The following is a 19,745-nucleotide window of genomic DNA, read 5'->3' as shown; positions in this document are numbered from 1 at the left end:
CGGTACCCCGTCAGGACAAGCCGGCCGCTGAACGCCGCACCTCAGTGGCCAGCCGGTGGGCCCGCCCCGGTGTCCGCCCCTCCTCTTGGCGCCGGGGGATGTAGCCGAAGCCAAGGCCGTAGGAGGGGTCGGCAAAGCCGAGCGCGGCGTTGGCTCCCTCATGGCCAAAGGCGCGGTGGCTGCCGAAGTTCCGTGACGGGTGCGGTTTCATGAAGACGACGGCGAACGCGTTGTCGAGTCCCGAAGAACGGTCCAGGCCCCACACCTGCTCCCGGGACATTGCCTCGATGGTTGGGACCGAGAGGAAGGGCCGGCCGCCGTCGACGCCGGTTGTTGCCGCCGCATACAGGCGGGCCAACCCGTCAGCGGACCCGACCCCACCGGCGGCCGACATGCCTGCTGCGCGGACGGCGCGGATGTTCGGCAGCTCCATGATGGTGCTGACGGGTGCGTTGCCGTTAATGCCTTCCAGGCTGAGCGGGTCCACCCAGTCCTGGTCCGGGGCGTCCTGGTAGAGGACGTCCCGGTAGCGCGGTTCCAGTTCTTCGGGCAGGCCGAGGAAGAAGTCCACGCCGTGGGGCGTCCGGATCCTGCGGTCATAGATAGCCTGCAATGGCTCGCCCGCCGTGCGGCGGCACAGCTCCTCCATCAGGATACCGATGGTGAGGGCGTGGTATCCGAACTGCCGCCCGGGCTGCCACAGGGGAGGGGCAGCAGCGAGCCGCGCCGCAGCTTCGGACGTGGTGAACTCGGCAAGGCCAAAGCCGCCGTCGATTCCCGTCAGCCCGGCCTGATGGGACAGTGCTTCCCTGACGAGCAGCCGGTCTTTGCCATGGACGGCGAATTCCGGCCAGTAATGGGCCACCGTCCTGTCCAGATCGAGGAGGCCGTCCTGGACCAGCAGTGCGATGACCATTGCGCCGACCCCTTTGGAGCAGGAGTAGGCTCCCGTCACGGTGTCAGGCGCCATGTCCGGGCCTCCAGTCAGCCGGACCACCTGGCGGGAGCCTTGATACGCGGCAAGCTGGGCACTGTAGTGGGGGTCCTCAGCGAGCAGCGACTCGAACAACGCCAGCACGTTCCCGTATCCGGGTGCAACGAAGCCTAGGGAAGTTTGCATGCCTCCCAGCATAAGGGAAAGCGATTTCCTGTGGGCGCTTTCCGCCTAGCCCTCTGCCCCGTGTCCGGGCGCCACTTCCTCGCCCGGCCGCACCGGTGCCGGCGGAGTACCGTCTCCGAAGGGCCGTCCGCCCAGGGACTCGCGGCCGTGGTCTTCCAACCATCCGCGGAGGTCCGGCCCCGAGGGGACAATGCCGGTGGGGTTGATGTCCTCGTGCACGATGTAGTAGTGCCGCTTGATCTGGACAAAGTCGATGGTGTCGCCGAATCCGGGAGTCTGGAACAGGTCCCGCGCGTAACCCCACAAGTGCGGCATCTCGCTCAGCTTCTGGCGGTTGCATTTGAAGTGGCCGTGGTAGACGGGATCGAACCTGGCCAATGTGGTGAACAGGCGTACGTCCGCTTCGGTGATGGTGTCGCCCACGAGGTACCGCTGGTGTGAGAGCCGCTCTTCCAGCCAGTCCAGCGCGGTCCACAGGCGGTCGTAGGCTGAATCGTAGGCCTCCTGTGAGCCGGCGAAGCCGCAGCGGTACACGCCGTTGTTGACTTCGGTGAACACACGCTTGTTGACCTGGTCGATCTCCTCGCGGAGGTGCCCGGGATAGAGCTTCGGTGCGCCCGGCCGGTGGAACTCCACCCATTCGGTCGAAAAGTCGAGGGTAATCTGCGGAAAGTTGTTGGTCACAACTTCTCCGGTTGCAATGTCCACGATGGCGGGGACGGTGATGCCCCGCGGATAGCCGGGGAAGCGTTTGAAGTAGGCCTCCTGGATGCGTTCGATGCCCAGGACGGGGTCCACGCCGCCCGGGTCGAGGTCGAAGGTCCAGGACCGGGCATCGTGGGTGGGTCCGGGCTGGCCCAGGGAGATGGCGTCTTCGAGGCCAAGCAGCCTGCGGACTATGACGGTCCGGTTTGCCCACGGGCAAGCCCTGGCGGCAATGAGCCGGTACCGTCCTGCTTCCACGGGCCAGCCGTGCTCTCCGTTGCTGCCGGGCGCGGCGTCCTTGGTAATGCGGTCCTCGATGTAGTTGGTATCACGGGTAAACCCGGCGCCGCCGGTCACATAGGCGCCTCGGGTGCTGTGCACGGTGGCGTCTTCCGCCGCTGTGGGAGTGCTGTCCGTTTCATCGCTCATCCTCTTAGCGTATGCGCCACCGGACACCCTAGGTCCCGCCAAGAAGGATCTGCGAGACCGGAAACCAGGCCGCAAGCCATGATCCGGCGACGAGGAAACTGAAGATTGTTATCCAGACGGCGGACGGTACGGAGGTGGCGCGGTACAGCAGGTAGGCGTCGGAAGTCGCCAGGCGGTCGCGACGCCGGAGGTGGACGTGGGTGAGTTTGGCCAGGTCCCGGACCGCGGCCACGAGCAGGGCAAGGCCGAGGATGACGGCGGCGTGTCCGGCGACGGCGGCCGGTGCGAGGAACGTGAGCGCTGCAGCGCCGGCTATCGCGGTGATCGTAATGAGGAAAGCCGCAAGGTTGCGAAGGAAAAGCAGGGACCCGGCCAGCACCACCATGCTCACCGCCATGGCTGCGGCACCCCACCCGGTGACCCCGCTCCACACGAAAGCCGCACCAACAACGGCCGGGACCGGATAGCCCCAGAAACACGACCATGCAGCAGCCAGACGGCTTCGGCTGTAGGTGGTGGTTGTTCCGGAGTGGTCCAGGCGGAGCCGGATCCCGGACAGCCGTTGCCCCGAGGTGACGGCGGCAAACGCGTGGCCCAGTTCGTGGGTGGCGGTGGCGAGAAGCCCGAAGTAGCGCCAGGATCGGCGCGGGATGGACAGCGCCGTTGCTGCTGCCAGGGACAACAGCATCTCTACCCAGGTGATATTGGGCACGGGGGCCTGGGTGAAGGCCGCTGCGAAGGTGTTCCACAAGCTCGCTGCGCTGTCCAACGCTGCCTCCTGGCTGCCGGGTCGTCGTCGTAAGTGCTTGACCGCACGTTACGCACCTTGTCTGGGCGAATGCTTTAAAACCGAGAGGCACGCCCTGTGCGGCGTGCCTCTCGGTTGTTGTTCAGGAGATTCCCGGCGCTTCCGCCGAAACTTGCCGGCCTCCTAGCCTTCGCACTCGGTGCAGTAGCTGTGGCCGTCTTTCTGGCGGGCAATCTGGGACCGGTGCCGGACCAGGAAGCAGGAGTAGCAGGTGAATTCGTCCTCTGCCTGCGGAATGACCTGGACTACGAGCTCCTCAGCGACGAATTCGCCGCCAGGGACGCCGGCGCCGTCCAGCCCGTCAGCCTCGTCCAACTCCTGCACCACACTGCGGGCGTCGGGAGCATTTGCTGACTGGAGCTGCTCAAGTGAGTTGTCCTGCGATTCCTTGACGTCGGAACGCAGTTCATCGTAATCGGTTGCCACTTTAGGTGCTTCTCTTTTCTTTGATTGGCTGTCGGGTATGAAACGTACAGCATCAGGCCCGTATTCCCCAACAGGGAGCGTATAGGCGCCGGTGATTGGGTACATGTTCAAGGAGCAGCCGCCGGCCACCGGCCGGAGTCGGGTTGCGCAGGAAGAGGACGGCGGGGGCCTCCTCTGGACAATGGAAGGGGCTGTCGTGGAAGGACCCACCGCACGGTTCGGAGGTTCGGAACAGGTCGGTGCAGGCGTTGGCCCGATACTGGAGAAGTTTGATGCCGTATCCCATATTGCCGTGCTGCGGGGAGGCGGGCTCGGTGACCTCCTGTTCGCCGTTCCCGCCTTGGCTGCCCTGAAGGCGGCCTACCCGGCTGCGACGATAACGCTACTGGGCACGCCGATCCACCGTGCACTGCTCGAGGCGGTGGAAAGCCCTGTGGATGAAGTGCAGATCCTGCCCTTTGCCGAGGGAGTGCGGCCCGGGGACGAAGATCACGACGAGCTTGCGGCGTTCTTCGCGGACATGCGGAGCCGCAACTTTGACCTTGCCGTCCAGCTCCATGGTGGCGGACGATACTCAAACCCCTTCCTGTTACGGCTCGGAGCCCGCCACACCGTAGGGACCCGCACGCCGGATGCGGCACACCTGGAGCGGACCGTCCCCTACCTCTACTATCAACACGAACCCCTCCGCGCCCTGGAGGTGGCAGGATTCGCCGGCGCCTTTCCCGTTGACCTTGAAGCACGGCTGGTTCCCGCCGTGGGCGGAGCTGTCCCAGAAGCAGCCGGCCGCGATAGGGGCCCCCTCGTAGTGATCCACCCGGGCGCAACCGACCCCCGCCGTCGCTGGCCCACGCAAAAATTTGCGCAGCTGGCAGCTGCCTGCGCGGCCGACGGCTCACGGGTTCTCCTCATCGGGGACAGCAGCGAGCGGGAACTGGCTGACCGGATAGCCCGCTTGGCTGCAGCGCCCGCAGTCCACTCAATCGCCGGGGAACTCAATATGGCGGGACTGGTGGCCGTCCTCGCGGACGCTGACGTCGTGGTGGCAAATGACAGCGGACCGCGGCATCTGGCCCAGGCGCTCGGCGTGCCCACTGTCGGAATTTATTGGGTGGGAAACGTGATCAATGCAGGCGCCCTGGGCCGAAGCCTTCACCGGGTCCACGCCTCGTGGACCACGGCATGCCCCACGTGCGGCATCGACATCACGCAGGTCGGCTGGACCGCACCGCGCTGCGCCCACGACGACTCACTGGTTGCGGATATAGAGGTGGGTGACGTCTACGAGGATGTCCGCAGCCTCAACGCCCAGAAGTCCGCGACGCAGGCCGCATGAACGGCGCGGAAATGGTCCCGGAATCCAGCGCGAAGACCCCCACCGGTCAGCGGCCGGAGCTATTGGTGCTGCGGGCCCTCAAGCTGGGAGACCTGCTGGTCGCGGTACCCGCTCTTAAAGCCCTCCGGAGGGCATATCCGGGGCACCGGCTCCGGTACGCGGCGCAGGGGTGGCTCGTCGAAGCCCTGGAGCTGGTGGGCGGCTATGAGCTGTTGCCCACGCACGGCCTGGACGAGCCACTGGCGGTGGAGCCTGGCCTGGTGGACGTCGCTGTCAACTTGCACGGCAGCGGCCCGGAAAGCCAAGGCCGGGTCGAGGCCTTGAAGGCGCGGTATACCGTTGCCCACCGGAGCGTCCACCGGGATGGTCCGCCATGGAGGCCGGAACTTCACGAGCGCGAACGCTGGGTCCGGCTCCTGGAATGGCATGGGATAACAGCTGATCCACTCGACGTGCAGCTCGAGCGGCCTCGGATTCCGAGCCCCGTACCCGGTGCCTCCGTCCTGCATGTGGGTGCCGCCTACGGCAGCAGGCTGTGGCCTGCGGAGCGCTTCGCAGCGGTGGCGGCGGCGCTCGCAGCGGCGGGACACCGGGTGGTATTCACCGGTGGCACCTCCGAGCGGGGCCGGGCCGGGGAAGTCTGCCGCCTCGCTGGACTCCCGGGCTCCTCAGTGCTGGCAGGTGGGCTCGGACTGGGGGAGTTTGCGGCCACCATCGCTGCTGCGCGGCTGGTGGTCTCGGCAGACACGGGAGCTGCGCATCTCGCATCTGCGTACGGCACCCCCTCCGTGGTCCTGTTCGGGCCCGCGCCGCCGGAAATCTGGGGTCCGCCACCGGGGCCACATACTGTTCTGACACGCGCTGAACTGAGGCGCGGCGATACGTTCGCGGATCAGCCTGATCCGGCGTTGCTGGCCGTCCAGGTGCCGGATGTCATAGCAGCAATCAGGGGTCTGGGAGTGTTTTAGGTGTTGTGGATTTAGGCGGCTTTGATGTGGATCTGCGGGGGTAAGCCACGGCCGCCGAGACCTAAAATTGTGACTATGAGCACTGAGCTGGAGATCGCCTTGGTGTTGGGGACCGCCCTCCTGTGGATGGCGGTTACGCTGACCATCCTGTCCGCTATCGACCGTCCGGAACGGAAAGCCCGGCGGCAGGAACGCCGTGACATTCGGACGGAAAAACGCCGGATCGAGTACCGTCCGGCCGTGGCGGGTTCGCGCGTGCACCGCCATCCCCGGCCCCGGAGGTTGCATCTGCACTGACGACGACGGGACGCCGGCGGGTGCCCCGGCGACCGCGCAATGGCGAGGCATGTCGACCTAACGCGGCGCTCGCCGTCGTGCGCCCTTCCTTGGCCCCTGGCACCGGATCCTTGGCGCCGTCCCACCGGAATCTTCTCCACGGCTGCCTGGATCGTCAAGTCTTGACGAGGTTCGCCGGACCGCTGACACTTTCCGGATGGGAGTAAGCGAAGAGTTGCGGGCCCTCGGCGAAGTGGTGGACCGGCTGGCGGCCAGGTTTCCCGCGCTGTCCCGGGAGCAGATCGAAGAAGTGGTGCAGCAAGAGCACAGCATGCTTGACACCGGAAGGGTGCGCGCGTTCATACCGGTGCTCGTTGAACATGCGGCCAGGGACCGGCTTTCGCAATAGTCCCGGAGCGGCACCGCCGCCGCCGGTCCCCGCAGGTTAAGACGCGACGTCGATAAGCACTTTTCCGATGGTGCCCTGTTCAACAGCGTCATGGGCAGCTGCGGTTTCCTCCAGGCGGAAGCGTGACAGCGGCAGCCCATGTTCTTCGCCGACGCGAAGCGCGCCGGCTTCGAGGGCTTCGGAGACAGCAGCCACGGCCTGCTGCTTCTGCTCATTGGTAACCGTGTAGGTGAGGATGAATTGCAGCCGGACATTCTTGGTCATGCTTTCGCGGACGGGCACTGTGAGTGAGTCTCCGGGGTTGGCGGCGTAGACGGAGATCGTTCCGCCCGGCTTGAGCACTTCAAGGTCCGCCTCTATGTTCGCCGGAGCGTTGACGTCCACGATGACGTCCACGCCGTCCGGGCACGCCTCACGGACAGCACGAACGACGTCCTCCGTCCGGTAGTTGATGATCGTGCCGGCGCCCGCCCGCCGTGCCAGTTCCGCCTTGTGGTCGCCGCTGACGGTGGTGATCACTGTTGCCCCGGCCCATCGTGCCAACTGGATGGCTGCGTGTCCCACGGCTCCCGCGCCTCCAGTGACCAGCACGGTCCGCCCGGCCAGGACGCCGGGGGAGAGCCGGGACGGTCCGCCTTCTGTCGAGGTGAGGGCGCGGTGGGCGGTCAGTGCGGGAATGCCGAGCGAGGCGCCGGCGTCGAAGGACTCTCCGGCCGGAAGGGCCACGGCCTTCCCGGCCGGCACGGTGACGTACTCCTGCGCAGTGCCTTCGTTGCTGTCCCACGCCACGTCCCAGAGCCAGACACGGTCCCCGACGCCGAACCCGGCCACCCCGGAACCTGCCGCATCGATCACCCCGGCCCCGTCCTGGTTCGGAACCTTGGGCGCGTCGAGCTTCATGCTCCCGCCACCGGAGCGGGACTTCCAGTCAGTAGGGTTCACCCCGGACACGAGCAACCGGACCCGGACCTCGCCCTGACCGGGGTCCAGCAGCGGCTTGTCGCGGAGCTTCAGGACCGATGATGGGCCTGTCTCCTCGTACACGATGGCTTTCATGTCTACTCCAAATCCGCACTCGGCTGCAGTTACCGCTCCAACTTACCGCGGCCGCAACGTGCCCCGTGCAGGTGGTTTGTTCGGCCCCGGTCGCCGGTTTTGGGGGGGCGGCACCTGTCCGGCGCCTAGAACCTGTCTGTGCCGCGGAGGGAGCGTGGCCGGCCGTCCGGGTCCACTACAAGGCGGTACAGTGGATCGGCCCAAAGCCCGTGGAGCGGTGGCAGGGGCTCTATGGTGTGGCGGCGCACCTGTCCGGAAGGTCGAGGCGTGCGGCGCCCGTCCCGGTGCCATTGATCAAGGGCATCAGCGGTGCTGTTCCACAGGTCCAGCCCGGCCGCCCGCGCATGGAGCCGCGGGTCTTCGGAGTCCAGCCCCAGATGCTCGGCCCAGAGCTGGATTCGAAGTTCCCTGGCCAACGGCCCGGGTGCGGCAGGTTCGTTGGCTTCGGCCGGGCTGCCGCTTCCGGGGCCGGAGGTATCGACGACGGCGCACGTGAGCTCGCTGTCAGTGGCCCAGGACCGGCGGTTGAAGTTGTCCGATCCGCAGGTGAACCAGGTGTCGTCGATGATGCAGATCTTGGCATGGACATAAATGGGGGTGCCCTCGCTGTTCTCCAGGTCGAACACCCCGACCCGGTCAGGCGCGGCCCGCCGGAGCATGGCGATGGCCCGGAGTTGGCCCAGCCGCCTGGGCGGGCCGCCCAACCGGCCATCCGAGTCCGGATATCGGGGTACGACGATGATCACCTGCAGCTCAGGATTGCGCTCCAACGCCGCTGCGATTCCGGCCGCGACCTCGGTTGACCACAAGTACTGGTCCTCGATGTAGATGAGTGAACGGGCTTGGGAGAAGGCTTTCGCGTAGGCGCGGGCTATGCTTCGCTCGCCGCCGGGAGCGAACGGGAAAGGTGGGTGCTTCCGGCCGTACGTACGCAGCAGCTGCACCGCGTGCGGGCCCGCCGGAGGTGGGGGAGGGGCAGCGGCCGGAAGCGGTTTGGGGTGACGGGGCATCCGGGCCAGGCGCTGCAGCAACATGCGGTAGGGCGTGTGTCGGTCCAGCGGGTGCGGATCGTTCCACCGTTCAGCGAAGACCGCCAGGACATCGGCCACCGCGGGACCACGCAGCTCCAGTGCCGCATCGTGCCAAGGGGGCCGCTGACCGTATTTGGGATCCATTTTTACCGCTTGCGGGTCACCGCCATGGCGGGCGTCGTCCCGGCGGCTGTGTGAGAGGTCCAGCCCGCCGACGAAGGCGACGTCCTTCGAAGGGTCGTCGCGACGCCGGATGACCACCAGTTTCTGATGGTGGGAACCAAAAAGACGCACACGCTGGTCCAACAGCGCTTCGCCGCCGGCATCGTTGATTTGCCGGCTGAGGAGTTCGTTGGAGCGCCCGCTGATGGGGGCCGATACCCGTTCGCCGTGGGACCGCCAAACGAGTCCACGGACTTCCACCCCGGCACGGGCCAGCCCGGCCAGCACCTCGCCAATCGTGGGGCCGCCAGCCGATATCTGCTCATCGGCATCCCCGCGCCAGTCCGTGAACCACACCCGGTCACCGGCCTGGAGCGCCGACAATTCCTCGTGCAACCGCGAAAAATAGGACGCCCCATGGATCAAGGGCCGCACCAGGTTTCCCTCTGACCACGATGGCGATCCATTGTTCCCCGCCTGCACAGCGCTGGCAGGATTTCCCCGCTCGGATCTGCTCAGGAACCACTTGCCGGCGATGTTGTCCACTCGGCGCTCCTTGTCCGGGCCCGGGGGAAGGCCTCTTCGTTTCCAACGTAGCCTACGGACGCGGGCCGCCGCAGTATCTCCGGGCGTTGCCGGTTTCCCTCGGGGTTTAGGGAAATTTGGGACAATTGTTACCCCTGTGCAGGTTGTTTTGTGCTACATCGACAGTACGATGGGCACGTTCCAGTCACTTCTGACACCTGGGGGAAAACCTTGAGCTATCCGCAATACCCGTCGCAGCAGCCTTATCCGCCGCAGCAGTACCCGTCCCAGCAGTCTTGGCCAGGCGGGGAACCTCCGCTCTGGGCCCCTTACTACGGTGCGCCGTTCCCGGCGGCAGTCAAACGCTTCTTCAAGAAGTATGCGGCTTTCTCCGGCAGGGCCAGCCGGAGCGAATACTGGTGGTGGACGCTCGTATCCGTGATCGTCAGCATCATTTTGAACATCATCGTCAACACAGGCATGGTCGCGTCCACGTCGTCCTACAGCAGCACCCCGCAGTTGGGCCCTGGTTCAGTGTTCGGCCTGATTCTGCTCATTATCTGGGGTCTGGCCACCATCGTTCCGTCGCTGGCACTGACGGTGCGCCGCCTGCACGACAGCAATAAGAGTGGCTGGCTGATCCTGCTGGGACTGATCCCGTTCGCCGGAGCAATCATCCTCCTGGTCTTCACCCTTTTGGGTCCGGACCCGGCCGGGCAGCGGTTCGACCAGCCCACGCAGTAACAATTACGCAGCCCGTCCCGACAGGGGACAGGACGAAGGAAGAGGGGAAGACCACCGCGGTCTTCCCCTCTTTCATGTCTTGCAGTGCAGCCGTTTCCTGCCCCGGCGCTGGATAGTTGGCGACGCGTGGTGAATTAAGTGGCTGGTGCTGTGGCTTTCTTTTCAAGTGACTGCGCCATTTTCTGGAGTTTGGCACCGTAGCCGCCGTTTAGGGCAGTGTCCTTGATCTTGCCGGCCTGGCCATCCACTTCTACCGCGGAGGCGTTCTTGAGTGCCGTCAGGTCAGCCTGCAGGTTCGTTGGGAGCTTGGCGAACAGCTTGGGATGGCTGATCAGTTGGTCGGCGATTTTCTGGAGTCCGGCACCGGGCGTCGCCGAGGTAAACGCTGTCCGCAGCTCCTGGCGGAGGCCTGCCATCGCCGTCGCTGTCTTTTCGAATGCCTGGGCGCGCTGTTGAATTTCGGTACCGTACCCCCCGGAGAGGGCGGTGGTTTTGATCTTGTAAGCGTCCTTCACCCGGTCGGCGGCGGGTGCGTCCTTGAGCGTCGTTACATCTGCCTGCAGGGATGCCGGGAGTTTCGCGAACAGCTTGGGGTGCGCCATGAGGGTGGCGGCAGCTTTCGCTGCCCGGTCACCGGCGGACTGGGGACTGTCCGCCTGCAGATTCAGAAAAGTTTTGAGGCCACCGGTTCCCTGGCCTGCCTTGGCTGCGACATTAGCACCGGTGGACGGGGCCGCCGTCGAGATCGGCGACGGCGTGGGGGCGGCCGATGCGGTCGCGATGCCTGCCGCGGCCATGGCACCGGCGGCGAGAACGGCCGCCGCTCCAACGCCAACGCGTGTCTTCAATGATGGGATAGATGGCTTTGCCACGCTGTGTCCTTCCAATTGCCCTGCATCCCCCGTGGGGCCGCCCCTGGCCCATGACATTCCAACTCTACGAGTGAAGTCTTGAAACAGGCTGAATGCCTGACCTGGGGCCGCATCAGTTCAGGGAAGCACGCCACGCCGGCGGCCGAAGGGGCGCCGGCGCACAGAAAAGACGCGCCCCGTTCGCTGAGCGCGCCCTTCCTAAAAGAAACTGTTAGTGCTTGAAGGCGTCCTTGACCTTTTCTCCGGCCTGCTTCAAATCACCCTTGGCCTGGTCTGCCTGGCCTTCGGTCCGCAGGCTCTCATCGCCTGTGGCCGTGCCCGCGGCTTCCTTGGCCTTGCCGCCTGCCTTCTCGGCAGCGTTATCAATCTTGTCGCCCAGTCCCATGGTGTTTCCTCCTCTGGTTGGTAGCCGTTAGCATTCGGCCACCTACATCATAAGCATGCTTAGGATACCGTTCGCAAGCTCCGGCTGAGGTTTGGAGGCTACACCCCTGCCGGGAAAGTGAACGTGGCAGGGAGCGTGGCAGGGGCCGCGCCGTGGAACAGGACGATCTCGTCGTGGGCTTTCAAAACCACATCGGCGATTTTCCCGTCGTGCCGGGCACCGTTGACGGCCGCACTCCAGCCGTCCTGGGCCGAATGCGCCGCGCCGGGTGTCGGGTCGGTTCCGTCCAGGACGCCCCATTCGGTGAGGAACTGCCCAAGGGTGTAGGTGGCGCCGGCGGTGGGTGCTTCAATGTGAATGATCCCGGATTCGTCATGGCTGTGCAGTGCCGAGATGCCGTTAGGCCGGCCGGAATCGTCAAAGCTGAAGCCGATGTCTGCCGGCACGCTAACCGGCTTACCGTCCACGAAAACATCCAGGTGGGCGTGGAAGTGTTCGGCGGCGCCTTCGGCGTTGAGAACCTGCAGCCCGGCGGCTTTGATCCGGTCCCCACCGCTCCTTGGCTTCAGTTCCCAGCCGGTGGACGCTGCGGAGGAAGACACAGGGGCGGTCGATGCAGGTGAGGCTGTTGTGCCGGCCGTGGGCACCGCGGTGCCAGGGCCGGGGGTGACGGACGCCGAGCATCCAGCGACTGCCAGGGTGATGCCGGCAATGACAGCGCCGAAGGTGAGCTGTTTTTTCAACGGAGACTACTTTCGATCAGGAACGGATACCCGCCATGTGTGCGGAACCCGGCGTTCCAGGCTTCATTCCGGTTACAGGCCGGGCACGGCAGCATTGCTGGCCGACGCCCCGCCAATCCAGGACCTGGGCGGACGAACAACCGCGGGGGCGGGACAGGGGCTCTCTTGGGCGGCGAAAGAAAAAAACCCCTGAAATCCTTGGATTTCAGGGGTTTTCCCTTGTGCGCGGAGGGGGACTTGAACCCCCACCCCCTTTCGAGGACTAGCACCTCAAGCTAGCGCGTCTGCCATTCCGCCACCCGCGCAGGTGGTATTTCGGGAAGCCGTCCCGCCTTTCAGCGTTTCGCGCCTCTCCGAAGCAGCGAGAAAAACTCTAACATGACTTTTCGGGAACAACGAATCGGGCCGAATGGGTAGGCTGAGGACAGCGATTCAGCTCGTGCCACCCAGTCATTCCCTACCAAGGAGATACAAATGCCTGACGTCCTGCCCGAGGATGAAGTTGTCCGGATCTGCCAGGAACTCATTCGGATCGACACGTCCAACTACGGCGACGGGTCCGGGCCGGGCGAACGGGCGGCCGCTGAATATACGGCAGGTCTGATCGAGGAAGTGGGACTGGACGCGGAGATTTTCGAATCGGCCCCCGGCCGCGCCAGTGTGGTGACCCGGATGGCGGGGGAGGACCCTTCCGCCAGCGCCCTGGTGTTGCACGGCCACTTGGACGTCGTCCCTGCCCTGCGTGACCAATGGTCCGTGGACCCGTTTGGTGCGGAACTGAAGGACGGCCTGATCTGGGGACGCGGCGCCGTCGACATGAAAGACATGGATGCCATGATCCTCTCCGTCATGCGCAGCTTCGCCAGGGACGGCAGGAAACCCAAGCGGGACATCATCTTCGCGTTCTTCGCGGATGAGGAAGCCGGCGGCGTCTATGGCGCCCGCTACGCGGTGGACAACCGTCCCGAACTGTTCGAGGGCGCAACGGAGGCGATCTCCGAGGTGGGCGGCTTCTCCGCCACCATCGGCGGCCAGCGCACCTACCTGCTGCAGACCGCCGAGAAAGGCATCTCCTGGCTTCGGCTGGTGGCTCATGGCAGGGCCGGCCACGGTTCGCAGATCAACTCGGACAACGCGATCACCCGCCTGGCCGCCGCGGTCACGCGCATCGGTGAATACAAGTGGCCCATCGAACTCACCCCCACCACCCGCCAGTTCCTTGACGGCGTGACCGAACTCACCGGAGTGGAGTTCGACGCCGACAATCCGGACATCCTGCTGGACCAGCTTGGCACCGTGGCCCGCTTCGTCGGCGCCACCCTGCAGAACACCACCAACCCCACCCTCTTGAAGGGCGGTTACAAGCACAACGTGATTCCCGAGTCGGCCGAAGCCCTGGTTGACTGCCGCACGCTGCCCGGACAGGAGCAGCAGGTCCTGGAAATTGTCCGCGAACTCGCTGGCACCGGCGTCGATGTCAGCTATGTCCACAATGACGTCTCGCTGGAGGTCCCGTTTGCCGGCAACCTGGTGGATTCCATGATCGATGCCCTCCACAAGGAAGATCCGGGCGCCAAGGTACTGCCGTACACGCTGTCCGGCGGCACAGACAATAAGTCGCTCAGCCGGCTGGGCATCACCGGCTACGGTTTTGCCCCGCTGATGCTTCCGGACGAACTCGACTTCACCGGCATGTTCCACGGGGTGGACGAGCGGGTCCCGGCCGACTCGCTCAAGTTCGGCGCGCGGGTGCTGAACACCCTGCTGACCAACTACTAGGGGTGGCTGTGACTCCGGAACAGCTCCTGCCGGACGCGCTCCTGGAGCGCATCCGTGGCCGGGCCGCCGGCTATGACCGGGACAATGCCTTCTTCCACGAGGACTTGCAGGAGTTGGCGGCTGCGGGGTACCTGAAGCTTTTCGTGCCGGCGTCCGACGGCGGCGCGGGCCTCGGGCTCCAAGCGGCGGCGCAGTGCCAGCGCAGGCTGGCAACAGCTGCGCCGGCCACTGCCCTTGCGGTCAACATGCACCTGGTCTGGACCGGCGTCGCGCACGTCCTGGCAGCCCGGGACGACGACTCGCTGGCGTTCGTCCTCAAGGAAGCCGCACAGGGAGAGATCTTCGCCTTTGGCAACTCCGAGGCAGGCAACGACTCCGTCCTCTTCGACTCACGGACCATGGCGACGCCGGGGCCCGACGGCGGATACACGTTCACCGGCACCAAAATCTTCACCAGCCTGTCGCCGGCCTGGACCCGGCTTGGAATCTTCGGCAAAGACCCCATGGCCAGGGACGGCGCGGGGGAGCTTGTCCACGGCTTCATCAGCCGCGAATCCCCGGGCTACCGGATCCTGGACGATTGGGACACGCTGGGCATGCGGGCCAGCCAGTCCAACACCACCGTCCTGGAGGGTGCGGCCGTCCCCGCCGGGAGGATCTTCCGCAAGCTGCCCGTGGGACCCAACGCTGACCCCCTTATCTTCGCGATCTTCGCCTGCTTCGAAGCGCTCCTCGCCGCCGTCTACACGGGACTGGGCGAGCGTGCCCTGGCCGTGGGGGTGGAGACGGCCAAGCGGCGCACGTCGTTCAAGAACGGCGGCCGCAGCTACGCCCAGGACCCGGACATCCGGTGGAAGGTTGCGGAGGCCGCCATGGCCATGGACAACCTGTACCCCCAGCTGGACGCCGTGGCCGCGGACGTCGACGCCGTGGCCGATCACGGGGCCCAATGGTTCCCCAAGCTGGTGGGGCTGAAGGTGAATGCGACAGAAACCGCCCGTCGGGTAGTGGACCTGGCCATCCGGGTCAGCGGCGGATCCAGCTACTTCAGGGGCTCCGAACTCGAGCGGCTGTACCGGGACGTACTCGCCGGAATGTTCCACCCCTCCGATGACGAGTCAGCCCACAACACGGTGGCCAACGCCTGGCTCGGACCCCTGGAAGACTAGGCGGGCCGCCGGGCGCCCGCCCTGCGCGGTGCGCGCTATACGGTGCGCTGGACCTGCATCACCCGGCGGCGCAGCCAAAAACGCCTGCCGCCGCCCACGTAGAGCTTGCTGCGTTCCAATTCCCACTTGCCGTATTCGGAGTGCTCCACCAGACGGCGCCGTGCCTCCGGCAGGGAATCCTCAGGGCTGAGCGTCAGTACGAGGTACTCGTACTGACGCAAATAATCCCGCTCCCGCTGGACCGAGCTGGTGAGAAATTGTTCCTTCATTTGCTCTCCATTTTCGTCCTTTTCCGGCTAACGTGAAGTCATGAGCATCGATCCGCGTGTCGCGCTTTCGTCCCTGACCACCGCTTTGGAAGAACACCTTATAGCAGCATCGAACCGGCGCGGGGACGGTGACCCCTCCGTGGAGGCAGCCTTTTTTGCAGTTGCAGATGCCTTCGAGGTTTATGAGGACGCACTCTATGAGGCCTACAACGAAGTAACCCCGTTGCAGGTATTCGACGATGAGGACGATGAAGAGGAAGCCGACGTGGACGACGACGAAGACCTGGAGATCGTCGACGAATAGCGCAGGGTCCAAGTCTTTCGAGACCGCTGCAGACCCCGTCAAGGCCTAAGCGGAAACGTCCTCCAGGGCCCGTGCGATCTGGGGCGGCAGGGGTGAGAGCTGCGCGTCGAGGATTTCCTTCAGCTGGACGTTGGTGCGGGCCCCGACAACAACCGTAGCTACGCCGTGCTGTGAGAGCAGCCAAGACAACGCGACATCCTGCGGCGTACGTCCCAAGCCATTGGCTGCCATGCATACCGCGTCCACCACCCGGGACGGCTTCTCCTCCAGGTAAGGCTCCACATAATCAGCTTCGCCGGCCGAGGCGCCGCGCGAACCGGCGGGAATGCTGCCCCGGTACTTACCTGTAAGCACCCCCCTGCCCAACGGACCCCAAGCCATCAGGCCCAGCCCTGCGTCTTCAAGGGCGGGCATCAATTCGGCTTCCGCCGACCGGTTAAGGAACGAGTATTCCGCCTGGGCGGCCACAAGCGGCATGGGACTGATCGCGGCAGCTTTGGCCGCCTGCCAGCCCGTGAAATTTGAGATTCCGGCGTACCGGGCGCGCCCGGACCGGACGGCGAACTCCAGCGCGGCCAGCGTCTCCTCGAGGGGAACGTTTCCGTCCCAAGCTTCAGCAAACCAAAGGTCCACGTAATCCGTGCCCAACCTGGCCAGGCTTGCGTCCAGTCCGGTGAGCATCGCATTGCGCGAAGTGTCCACCGCGCGGCGGCCATCCGGCGTCGTCATTCCCGCTTTGGTGGAAATGGAAATCTCCGTGCGGGACACTACGTCGCCCAGGAGCGAGCCGAGGACCGCTTCGGAACCCCCGCCAGCGTATGACGCCGAGGTGTCCACATGCCGGCCGCCCGCATTAAGGAAGGTACGCAGCAACTCCGAGGCGTCCTGCTCGTCAGTTTCCCCACCCCAGGACCGGGCACCCAGGGAAAGGGCTGAAACTCGCAATCCACTGTTGCCGACGTAACGCTGCTGCATAGCAGCAAGCTTACGGGCAGAAGCACCGCCGCCATGCCGTAGGGTCTTAGCGTGAACTGGTTTGAAGCGGCCCTGCTGGGCCTAGTGCAGGGTCTGACCGAATTTCTACCGATTTCATCGAGCGCACACCTGCGGATCGTGGGGGAGTTCCTCCCCAACGCGCAGGATCCGGGTGCCGCGTTCACGGCCATCACCCAGCTGGGAACCGAAACAGCCGTACTGATCTACTTCTGGCGTGACATTGTCCGCATCGTCAAAGCCTGGGCAGGCTCCCTGGCCGGCAAAGTGCCGCGGCAGGATCCCGATGCCCGCATGGGCTGGCTGGTGATCCTGGGCAGCATCCCCATCATCGTCCTGGGCCTGCTCTTCCAGGACCAGATCGAGTCGGTGCTCCGCAGCATGTGGATCGTCGCCACCATGCTGATCGTCTTCGGCCTCATCCTCGCCGTCGCGGACGCCATCGGCGCCCAGAAGCGGGACCTGACCCACCTGACCTACAAGCACGGCATCCTGTACGGCCTGGCGCAGGCCATGGCCTTGATTCCGGGCGTGTCCCGCTCCGGCGGCACCATCACCGCCGGCCTCCTGATGGGCTATACCCGTGAGGCCGCGGCCCGGTATTCCTTCCTGCTCGCCATCCCGGCTGTCTTCGGCAGCGGGCTGTACCAGCTCTACAAAGTGGTCACCAAGGAGGGCATTTCGGGCCCGTTCGGGCTGCCGGAGACCGCGCTGGCCACCGTGATCGCACTGGTTGTGGGGTACGTGATCATCGGCTGGTTCCTGAAGTTCGTCTCCACGCGCAGCTACCGGCTCTTCGTCTGGTACCGGATCTTCCTGGGCCTGGCCCTCTACCTCCTGCTCGGTTTCAACGTCATCAGCGCCTAGGACTAGGCTTTACCTGTGAAATCCTGGACTTCCCGCCCCGTTCCTGCCCTGCCCGGAAACATGGCCGCCATCCGGCTGTTCGACACCGCGGCAGGCCGCGAAGTGGCCCTTGAGCCGGACGGCAGGCCCTCCATGTACGTCTGCGGCATCACTCCCTACGACGCAACCCACATGGGTCACGCCGCCAGCTATGTCGCATTCGACCTGCTGAACCGTGCATGGCGCGACGCCGGCAGTGAGGTGTCCTACGTCCAGAACGTCACCGACGTGGACGACCCCCTGCTCGAGCGCGCCACCGGCACCGGAGTGGACTGGCGCGACCTCGCCGCCGAACAGGTGGAGCTGTTCCAGACCGACATGGAAGCCCTCAACGTCCTTCCGCCTGACCACTACGTGGGCGCCGTCGAGTCCATCGGGCTGATCGTGCCGGAAGTGGAGCGGCTGGTCAGCATGGGGCTGGCCTACAAGGTAAACGGCACCAACGGCGAACCTGACGGAGATGTCTATTACGACGTCGAGGCAGCCGGAAAGCAGTCAACGGCACCTGACGCCTGGGCGCTGGGAGCCATTTCCCACCTGGGCGAAAGCGCCATGCTGGAGCTTTTCGCCGAACGCGGCGGCGACCCGGGGCGCGCCGGAAAGCGGCAGGCGCTGGACCCGCTGCTGTGGCGGGTGAAAAGGGAAGGCGAACCGAGCTGGCCCGGCGGAAGCCTCGGCGCGGGCCGGCCAGGCTGGCACATCGAATGCACCGTCATCGCGCAAAAGTACCTGCCGTCACCCTTCACCGTGCAGGGCGGTGGCTCGGACCTGATCTTCCCGCACCACGAAATGGGTGCCGGGCACGCGTACTCGCTGGCAGGAGTCCCGCTGGCAAAGCACTATGCCCATGCCGGCATGGTAGGGCTCGACGGCGAGAAGATGAGCAAGTCCAAGGGCAACCTGGTGCTCGTTTCCAAGCTCCGCGCCGCAGGGGAGGACCCGTCCGCCATCCGGCTGGCCATCCTGTCCCACCACTACCGTTCGGACTGGTCCTGGACGGACGAAGGGTTCGCCGCGGCCAAAGCTGACCTTGCGGCCTGGCGGAAGGCCCTGCAGCATGCACCCGAGGGTTCAGGCACGGCGCTGCTGGCCGGCATGCGCGAAGCGCTTGCATCGGACCTCAACGCGCCGGCGGCGGTTGCCGCCGTTTCCCGGTGGGCACGGTCGGCGAACGACGCCGGTGCTGCCGCCAGCGCCGCTGACGCCGCCCTGGTGAAGGACGCGGTGGACGCCCTCCTGGGCATCCAGCTCTAAAGGCTTCCGCTTCAAGCGGCAAAAAGAGGGCCTGGCCCGGATTCCTCCGGGCCAGGCCCTCTTGCGTTACGCAGGTTTCAGCCCCTGTCCTGGCCGCGCCGTTTCAAGTAGCGCTCAAATTCCCGGGCAATGGACTCGCCGCTCGCTTCGGGCAGATCGGCCGTGTCCTTGGCTTCCTCCAACTGGCGCACGTAAGCGGCGATCTCCGGATCCTCCGTGGCCAGCTCGTCCACGCCGCGCTCCCATGCGTCTGCTTCCTCCGCCAGTTCATGGGTATCCAGCGGCACCTGCAGGAGTTCCTCGATCCGGTGCAGGAGGGCCAGCTGGGCTTTGGGGGAGGGCGCCTGTGCCACATAGTGCGGCACGGCAGCCCACAACGACACGGTAGGAATTCCGGCCAACAGTGACACCTCGGACAGTACGCCGACAATGCCCACGGGCCCTTCGTACTGGGAAGCCTCCAGATTCATGCGTTCCCGGAGCGGAGCGTCGTCGGAAGATGTGCTGACGGGAATAGGGCGGCTGTGCGGGACATCCGCCAGGAGTGCACCCACCAGGACCACATAATCCACGTGCAACGCCTCGGCATGGACCAGCAGCTCCGCGGTGTAGGCGCGCCATTTATAGGACGGCTCGGTGCCCTGCACAAAGATCACATCCACATTGGAATTGGGCGCGCTGGCTTTGTAGATCCGGGTGGAAGGCCACTTGATCTTGCGTTCACCCGCTGCGTTCCTGCGGACGGTGGGGCGCGTGAACTGGAAGTCGTAGTACTCGTCAGCATCGATGGATGCGACTTTCTTGCCGCCCCAGAGTTTGTTCAAGTAGCGCAACGAATCGCTGGCCGCTTCTCCGGCGTCGTTCCACCCTTCAAAGGCGGCAAGCATGACCGTTACGCGCTGTCCGTCAGCCACTGGCTGCAGGAACCGTTCCCGCTCGGGTCCGGCACCCTCTGCGGCGGTGTCTCCCTCGAAGCTATTCATTTCTTCACCCTACGTCCAAGGTGCTTGGTCGTGCAGGGATTGAAGCGCCGCAAATCCCCGTAAACCCGTCCTTTTGGCACCCCGGGCACGTCA

At 65.4% G+C, this 19,745-nt stretch carries 22 protein-coding genes and 1 tRNA gene; 10 read left to right on the top strand and 13 right to left on the bottom strand.

All coding sequences use genetic code 11. The features are described from left to right. Positions 1–10: 10 nt before the first annotated feature. The 4 genes from AB4Y79_RS18435 to AB4Y79_RS18420 all read right to left on the bottom strand — a co-directional run bounded on the left by AB4Y79_RS18435 (position 11) and on the right by AB4Y79_RS18420 (position 3,488). Positions 11–1,120, bottom strand: coding sequence for a serine hydrolase domain-containing protein (locus AB4Y79_RS18435; RefSeq protein WP_441864888.1), 1,110 nt, complete (start codon positions 1,118–1,120; stop codon positions 11–13). Positions 1,121–1,165: 45 nt separating this feature from the next. Continuing rightward, positions 1,166–2,254, bottom strand: a complete 1,089-nt coding sequence (locus AB4Y79_RS18430) for a glutathione S-transferase family protein (protein ID WP_441864885.1) — start codon at positions 2,252–2,254, stop codon at positions 1,166–1,168. 28 nt (positions 2,255–2,282) lie between these two features. Next, on the bottom strand, positions 2,283–3,023 hold the full coding sequence (locus tag AB4Y79_RS18425) for a M50 family metallopeptidase (RefSeq protein WP_441864882.1): 741 nt from the start codon (positions 3,021–3,023) through the stop codon (positions 2,283–2,285). Between the two features lie 162 nt (positions 3,024–3,185). Further along, positions 3,186–3,488: a DUF4193 domain-containing protein gene (locus AB4Y79_RS18420; RefSeq protein ID WP_018761323.1), complete on the bottom strand. Its 303-nt coding sequence runs from the start codon at positions 3,486–3,488 to the stop codon at positions 3,186–3,188. 196 nt (positions 3,489–3,684) lie between these two features. Between AB4Y79_RS18420 and AB4Y79_RS18415 the strand changes: the two genes are divergently transcribed. From AB4Y79_RS18415 to AB4Y79_RS18400, 4 genes are all read left to right on the top strand, one after another. Further along, entirely contained in the window at positions 3,685–4,824 is a 1,140-nt protein-coding gene (locus AB4Y79_RS18415) for a glycosyltransferase family 9 protein (protein WP_441864879.1), read from the top strand. Continuing rightward, complete coding sequence (locus tag AB4Y79_RS18410) at positions 4,821–5,792, top strand: glycosyltransferase family 9 protein (RefSeq protein ID WP_441864876.1); 972 nt, start codon at positions 4,821–4,823, stop codon at positions 5,790–5,792. Before AB4Y79_RS18415 ends, AB4Y79_RS18410 begins: the two co-directional genes overlap by 4 nt. A 75-nt stretch (positions 5,793–5,867) precedes the next feature. Beyond that, positions 5,868–6,089 carry a hypothetical protein gene (locus tag AB4Y79_RS18405; protein ID WP_441864873.1) on the top strand — a complete coding sequence of 74 codons (222 nt, stop codon included), beginning with the start codon at positions 5,868–5,870 and terminating at the stop codon, positions 6,087–6,089. Between the two features lie 196 nt (positions 6,090–6,285). After that, on the top strand, positions 6,286–6,477 hold the full coding sequence (locus AB4Y79_RS18400) for a three-helix bundle dimerization domain-containing protein (RefSeq protein WP_441864870.1): 192 nt from the start codon (positions 6,286–6,288) through the stop codon (positions 6,475–6,477). A gap of 36 nt (positions 6,478–6,513) precedes the next feature. Here the strand turns inward: AB4Y79_RS18400 and AB4Y79_RS18395 are convergent, their stop codons facing one another. Next, positions 6,514–7,533 carry an NADPH:quinone reductase gene (locus tag AB4Y79_RS18395; RefSeq protein WP_441864868.1) on the bottom strand — a complete coding sequence of 340 codons (1,020 nt, stop codon included), beginning with the start codon at positions 7,531–7,533 and terminating at the stop codon, positions 6,514–6,516. 125 nt (positions 7,534–7,658) lie between these two features. Beyond that, on the bottom strand, positions 7,659–9,272 hold the full coding sequence (locus AB4Y79_RS18390; protein WP_441864866.1) for a phospholipase D family protein: 1,614 nt from the start codon (positions 9,270–9,272) through the stop codon (positions 7,659–7,661). A 210-nt stretch (positions 9,273–9,482) separates the two neighbouring features. Between AB4Y79_RS18390 and AB4Y79_RS18385 the strand changes: the two genes are divergently transcribed. Beyond that, positions 9,483–9,995: a DUF805 domain-containing protein gene (locus AB4Y79_RS18385; RefSeq protein WP_441864864.1), complete on the top strand. Its 513-nt coding sequence runs from the start codon at positions 9,483–9,485 to the stop codon at positions 9,993–9,995. 134 nt (positions 9,996–10,129) lie between these two features. Here AB4Y79_RS18385 and AB4Y79_RS18380 read toward each other — a convergent pair whose 3' ends face one another. The 4 genes from AB4Y79_RS18380 to AB4Y79_RS18365 all read right to left on the bottom strand — a co-directional run bounded on the left by AB4Y79_RS18380 (position 10,130) and on the right by AB4Y79_RS18365 (position 12,300). Next, positions 10,130–10,867, bottom strand: a complete 738-nt coding sequence (locus AB4Y79_RS18380) for a hypothetical protein (protein ID WP_441864861.1) — start codon at positions 10,865–10,867, stop codon at positions 10,130–10,132. A 211-nt stretch (positions 10,868–11,078) separates the two neighbouring features. Continuing rightward, positions 11,079–11,252: a CsbD family protein gene (locus AB4Y79_RS18375; protein ID WP_308930957.1), complete on the bottom strand. Its 174-nt coding sequence runs from the start codon at positions 11,250–11,252 to the stop codon at positions 11,079–11,081. A 98-nt stretch (positions 11,253–11,350) separates the two neighbouring features. After that, on the bottom strand, positions 11,351–11,995 hold the full coding sequence (locus AB4Y79_RS18370; RefSeq protein WP_441864859.1) for a hypothetical protein: 645 nt from the start codon (positions 11,993–11,995) through the stop codon (positions 11,351–11,353). A 222-nt stretch (positions 11,996–12,217) separates the two neighbouring features. Then, positions 12,218–12,300, bottom strand: a tRNA-Leu gene (locus AB4Y79_RS18365). 169 nt (positions 12,301–12,469) lie between these two features. Between AB4Y79_RS18365 and AB4Y79_RS18360 the strand changes: the two genes are divergently transcribed. Continuing rightward, entirely contained in the window at positions 12,470–13,774 is a 1,305-nt protein-coding gene (locus AB4Y79_RS18360) for a M20/M25/M40 family metallo-hydrolase (RefSeq protein WP_441864857.1), read from the top strand. An 8-nt stretch (positions 13,775–13,782) separates the two neighbouring features. Next, complete coding sequence (locus AB4Y79_RS18355) at positions 13,783–14,943, top strand: acyl-CoA dehydrogenase family protein (protein WP_441864854.1); 1,161 nt, start codon at positions 13,783–13,785, stop codon at positions 14,941–14,943. A 35-nt stretch (positions 14,944–14,978) separates the two neighbouring features. On the opposite strand, the gene AB4Y79_RS18350 is transcribed toward AB4Y79_RS18355, so the two are convergent. Continuing rightward, a complete protein-coding gene (locus tag AB4Y79_RS18350) occupies positions 14,979–15,212 on the bottom strand; it encodes a DUF5703 family protein (RefSeq protein WP_441864852.1) in 234 nt (77 codons plus the stop codon). Positions 15,213–15,252: 40 nt separating this feature from the next. Between AB4Y79_RS18350 and AB4Y79_RS18345 the strand changes: the two genes are divergently transcribed. Further along, on the top strand, positions 15,253–15,516 hold the full coding sequence (locus tag AB4Y79_RS18345) for a hypothetical protein (RefSeq protein ID WP_441864849.1): 264 nt from the start codon (positions 15,253–15,255) through the stop codon (positions 15,514–15,516). A gap of 45 nt (positions 15,517–15,561) precedes the next feature. On the opposite strand, the gene AB4Y79_RS18340 is transcribed toward AB4Y79_RS18345, so the two are convergent. Next, entirely contained in the window at positions 15,562–16,491 is a 930-nt protein-coding gene (locus tag AB4Y79_RS18340; RefSeq protein WP_441864846.1) for an aldo/keto reductase, read from the bottom strand. 51 nt (positions 16,492–16,542) lie between these two features. Here AB4Y79_RS18340 and AB4Y79_RS18335 point away from each other — a divergent pair, with 51 nt between their 5' ends. Then, positions 16,543–17,376, top strand: a complete 834-nt coding sequence (locus AB4Y79_RS18335) for an undecaprenyl-diphosphate phosphatase (protein ID WP_441864843.1) — start codon at positions 16,543–16,545, stop codon at positions 17,374–17,376. A 15-nt stretch (positions 17,377–17,391) separates the two neighbouring features. Beyond that, positions 17,392–18,669, top strand: coding sequence for a cysteine--1-D-myo-inosityl 2-amino-2-deoxy-alpha-D-glucopyranoside ligase (mshC, locus tag AB4Y79_RS18330; protein ID WP_441864840.1), 1,278 nt, complete (start codon positions 17,392–17,394; stop codon positions 18,667–18,669). 77 nt (positions 18,670–18,746) lie between these two features. On the opposite strand, the gene AB4Y79_RS18325 is transcribed toward mshC, so the two are convergent. Then, the gene (locus AB4Y79_RS18325; protein ID WP_441864837.1) at positions 18,747–19,652 is read right to left on the bottom strand and encodes a PAC2 family protein; all 906 of its coding nucleotides are present in this window, start codon (positions 19,650–19,652) and stop codon (positions 18,747–18,749) included. Positions 19,653–19,745: the final 93 nt, after the last annotated feature.

The organism is Pseudarthrobacter sp. YAF2, from assembly GCF_052113345.1.
Lineage (GTDB): Bacteria > Actinomycetota > Actinomycetes > Actinomycetales > Micrococcaceae > Arthrobacter.
The sequence above is the reverse complement of the archived record's forward strand: the minus strand, read 5'-3'. Positions and strand labels throughout refer to the sequence as shown.

What these genes read in the sequence shown, in the direction of transcription:
- AB4Y79_RS18435 (WP_441864888.1), bottom strand. Translation starts at nt 1,120, where the DNA reads ATGCAAACTTCCCTAGGCTTCGTTGCACCCGGATACGGGAACGTGCTG.
- AB4Y79_RS18430 (WP_441864885.1), bottom strand. Translation starts at nt 2,254, where the DNA reads ATGAGCGATGAAACGGACAGCACTCCCACAGCGGCGGAAGACGCCACC.
- AB4Y79_RS18410 (WP_441864876.1), top strand. Translation starts at nt 4,821, where the DNA reads ATGAACGGCGCGGAAATGGTCCCGGAATCCAGCGCGAAGACCCCCACC.
- AB4Y79_RS18405 (WP_441864873.1), top strand. Translation starts at nt 5,868, where the DNA reads ATGAGCACTGAGCTGGAGATCGCCTTGGTGTTGGGGACCGCCCTCCTG.
- AB4Y79_RS18400 (WP_441864870.1), top strand. Translation starts at nt 6,286, where the DNA reads ATGGGAGTAAGCGAAGAGTTGCGGGCCCTCGGCGAAGTGGTGGACCGG.
- AB4Y79_RS18395 (WP_441864868.1), bottom strand. Translation starts at nt 7,533, where the DNA reads ATGAAAGCCATCGTGTACGAGGAGACAGGCCCATCATCGGTCCTGAAG.
- AB4Y79_RS18375 (WP_308930957.1), bottom strand. Translation starts at nt 11,252, where the DNA reads ATGGGACTGGGCGACAAGATTGATAACGCTGCCGAGAAGGCAGGCGGC.
- AB4Y79_RS18360 (WP_441864857.1), top strand. Translation starts at nt 12,470, where the DNA reads ATGCCTGACGTCCTGCCCGAGGATGAAGTTGTCCGGATCTGCCAGGAA.
- AB4Y79_RS18350 (WP_441864852.1), bottom strand. Translation starts at nt 15,212, where the DNA reads ATGAAGGAACAATTTCTCACCAGCTCGGTCCAGCGGGAGCGGGATTAT.
- AB4Y79_RS18345 (WP_441864849.1), top strand. Translation starts at nt 15,253, where the DNA reads ATGAGCATCGATCCGCGTGTCGCGCTTTCGTCCCTGACCACCGCTTTG.
- AB4Y79_RS18340 (WP_441864846.1), bottom strand. Translation starts at nt 16,491, where the DNA reads ATGCAGCAGCGTTACGTCGGCAACAGTGGATTGCGAGTTTCAGCCCTT.
- AB4Y79_RS18325 (WP_441864837.1), bottom strand. Translation starts at nt 19,652, where the DNA reads ATGAATAGCTTCGAGGGAGACACCGCCGCAGAGGGTGCCGGACCCGAG.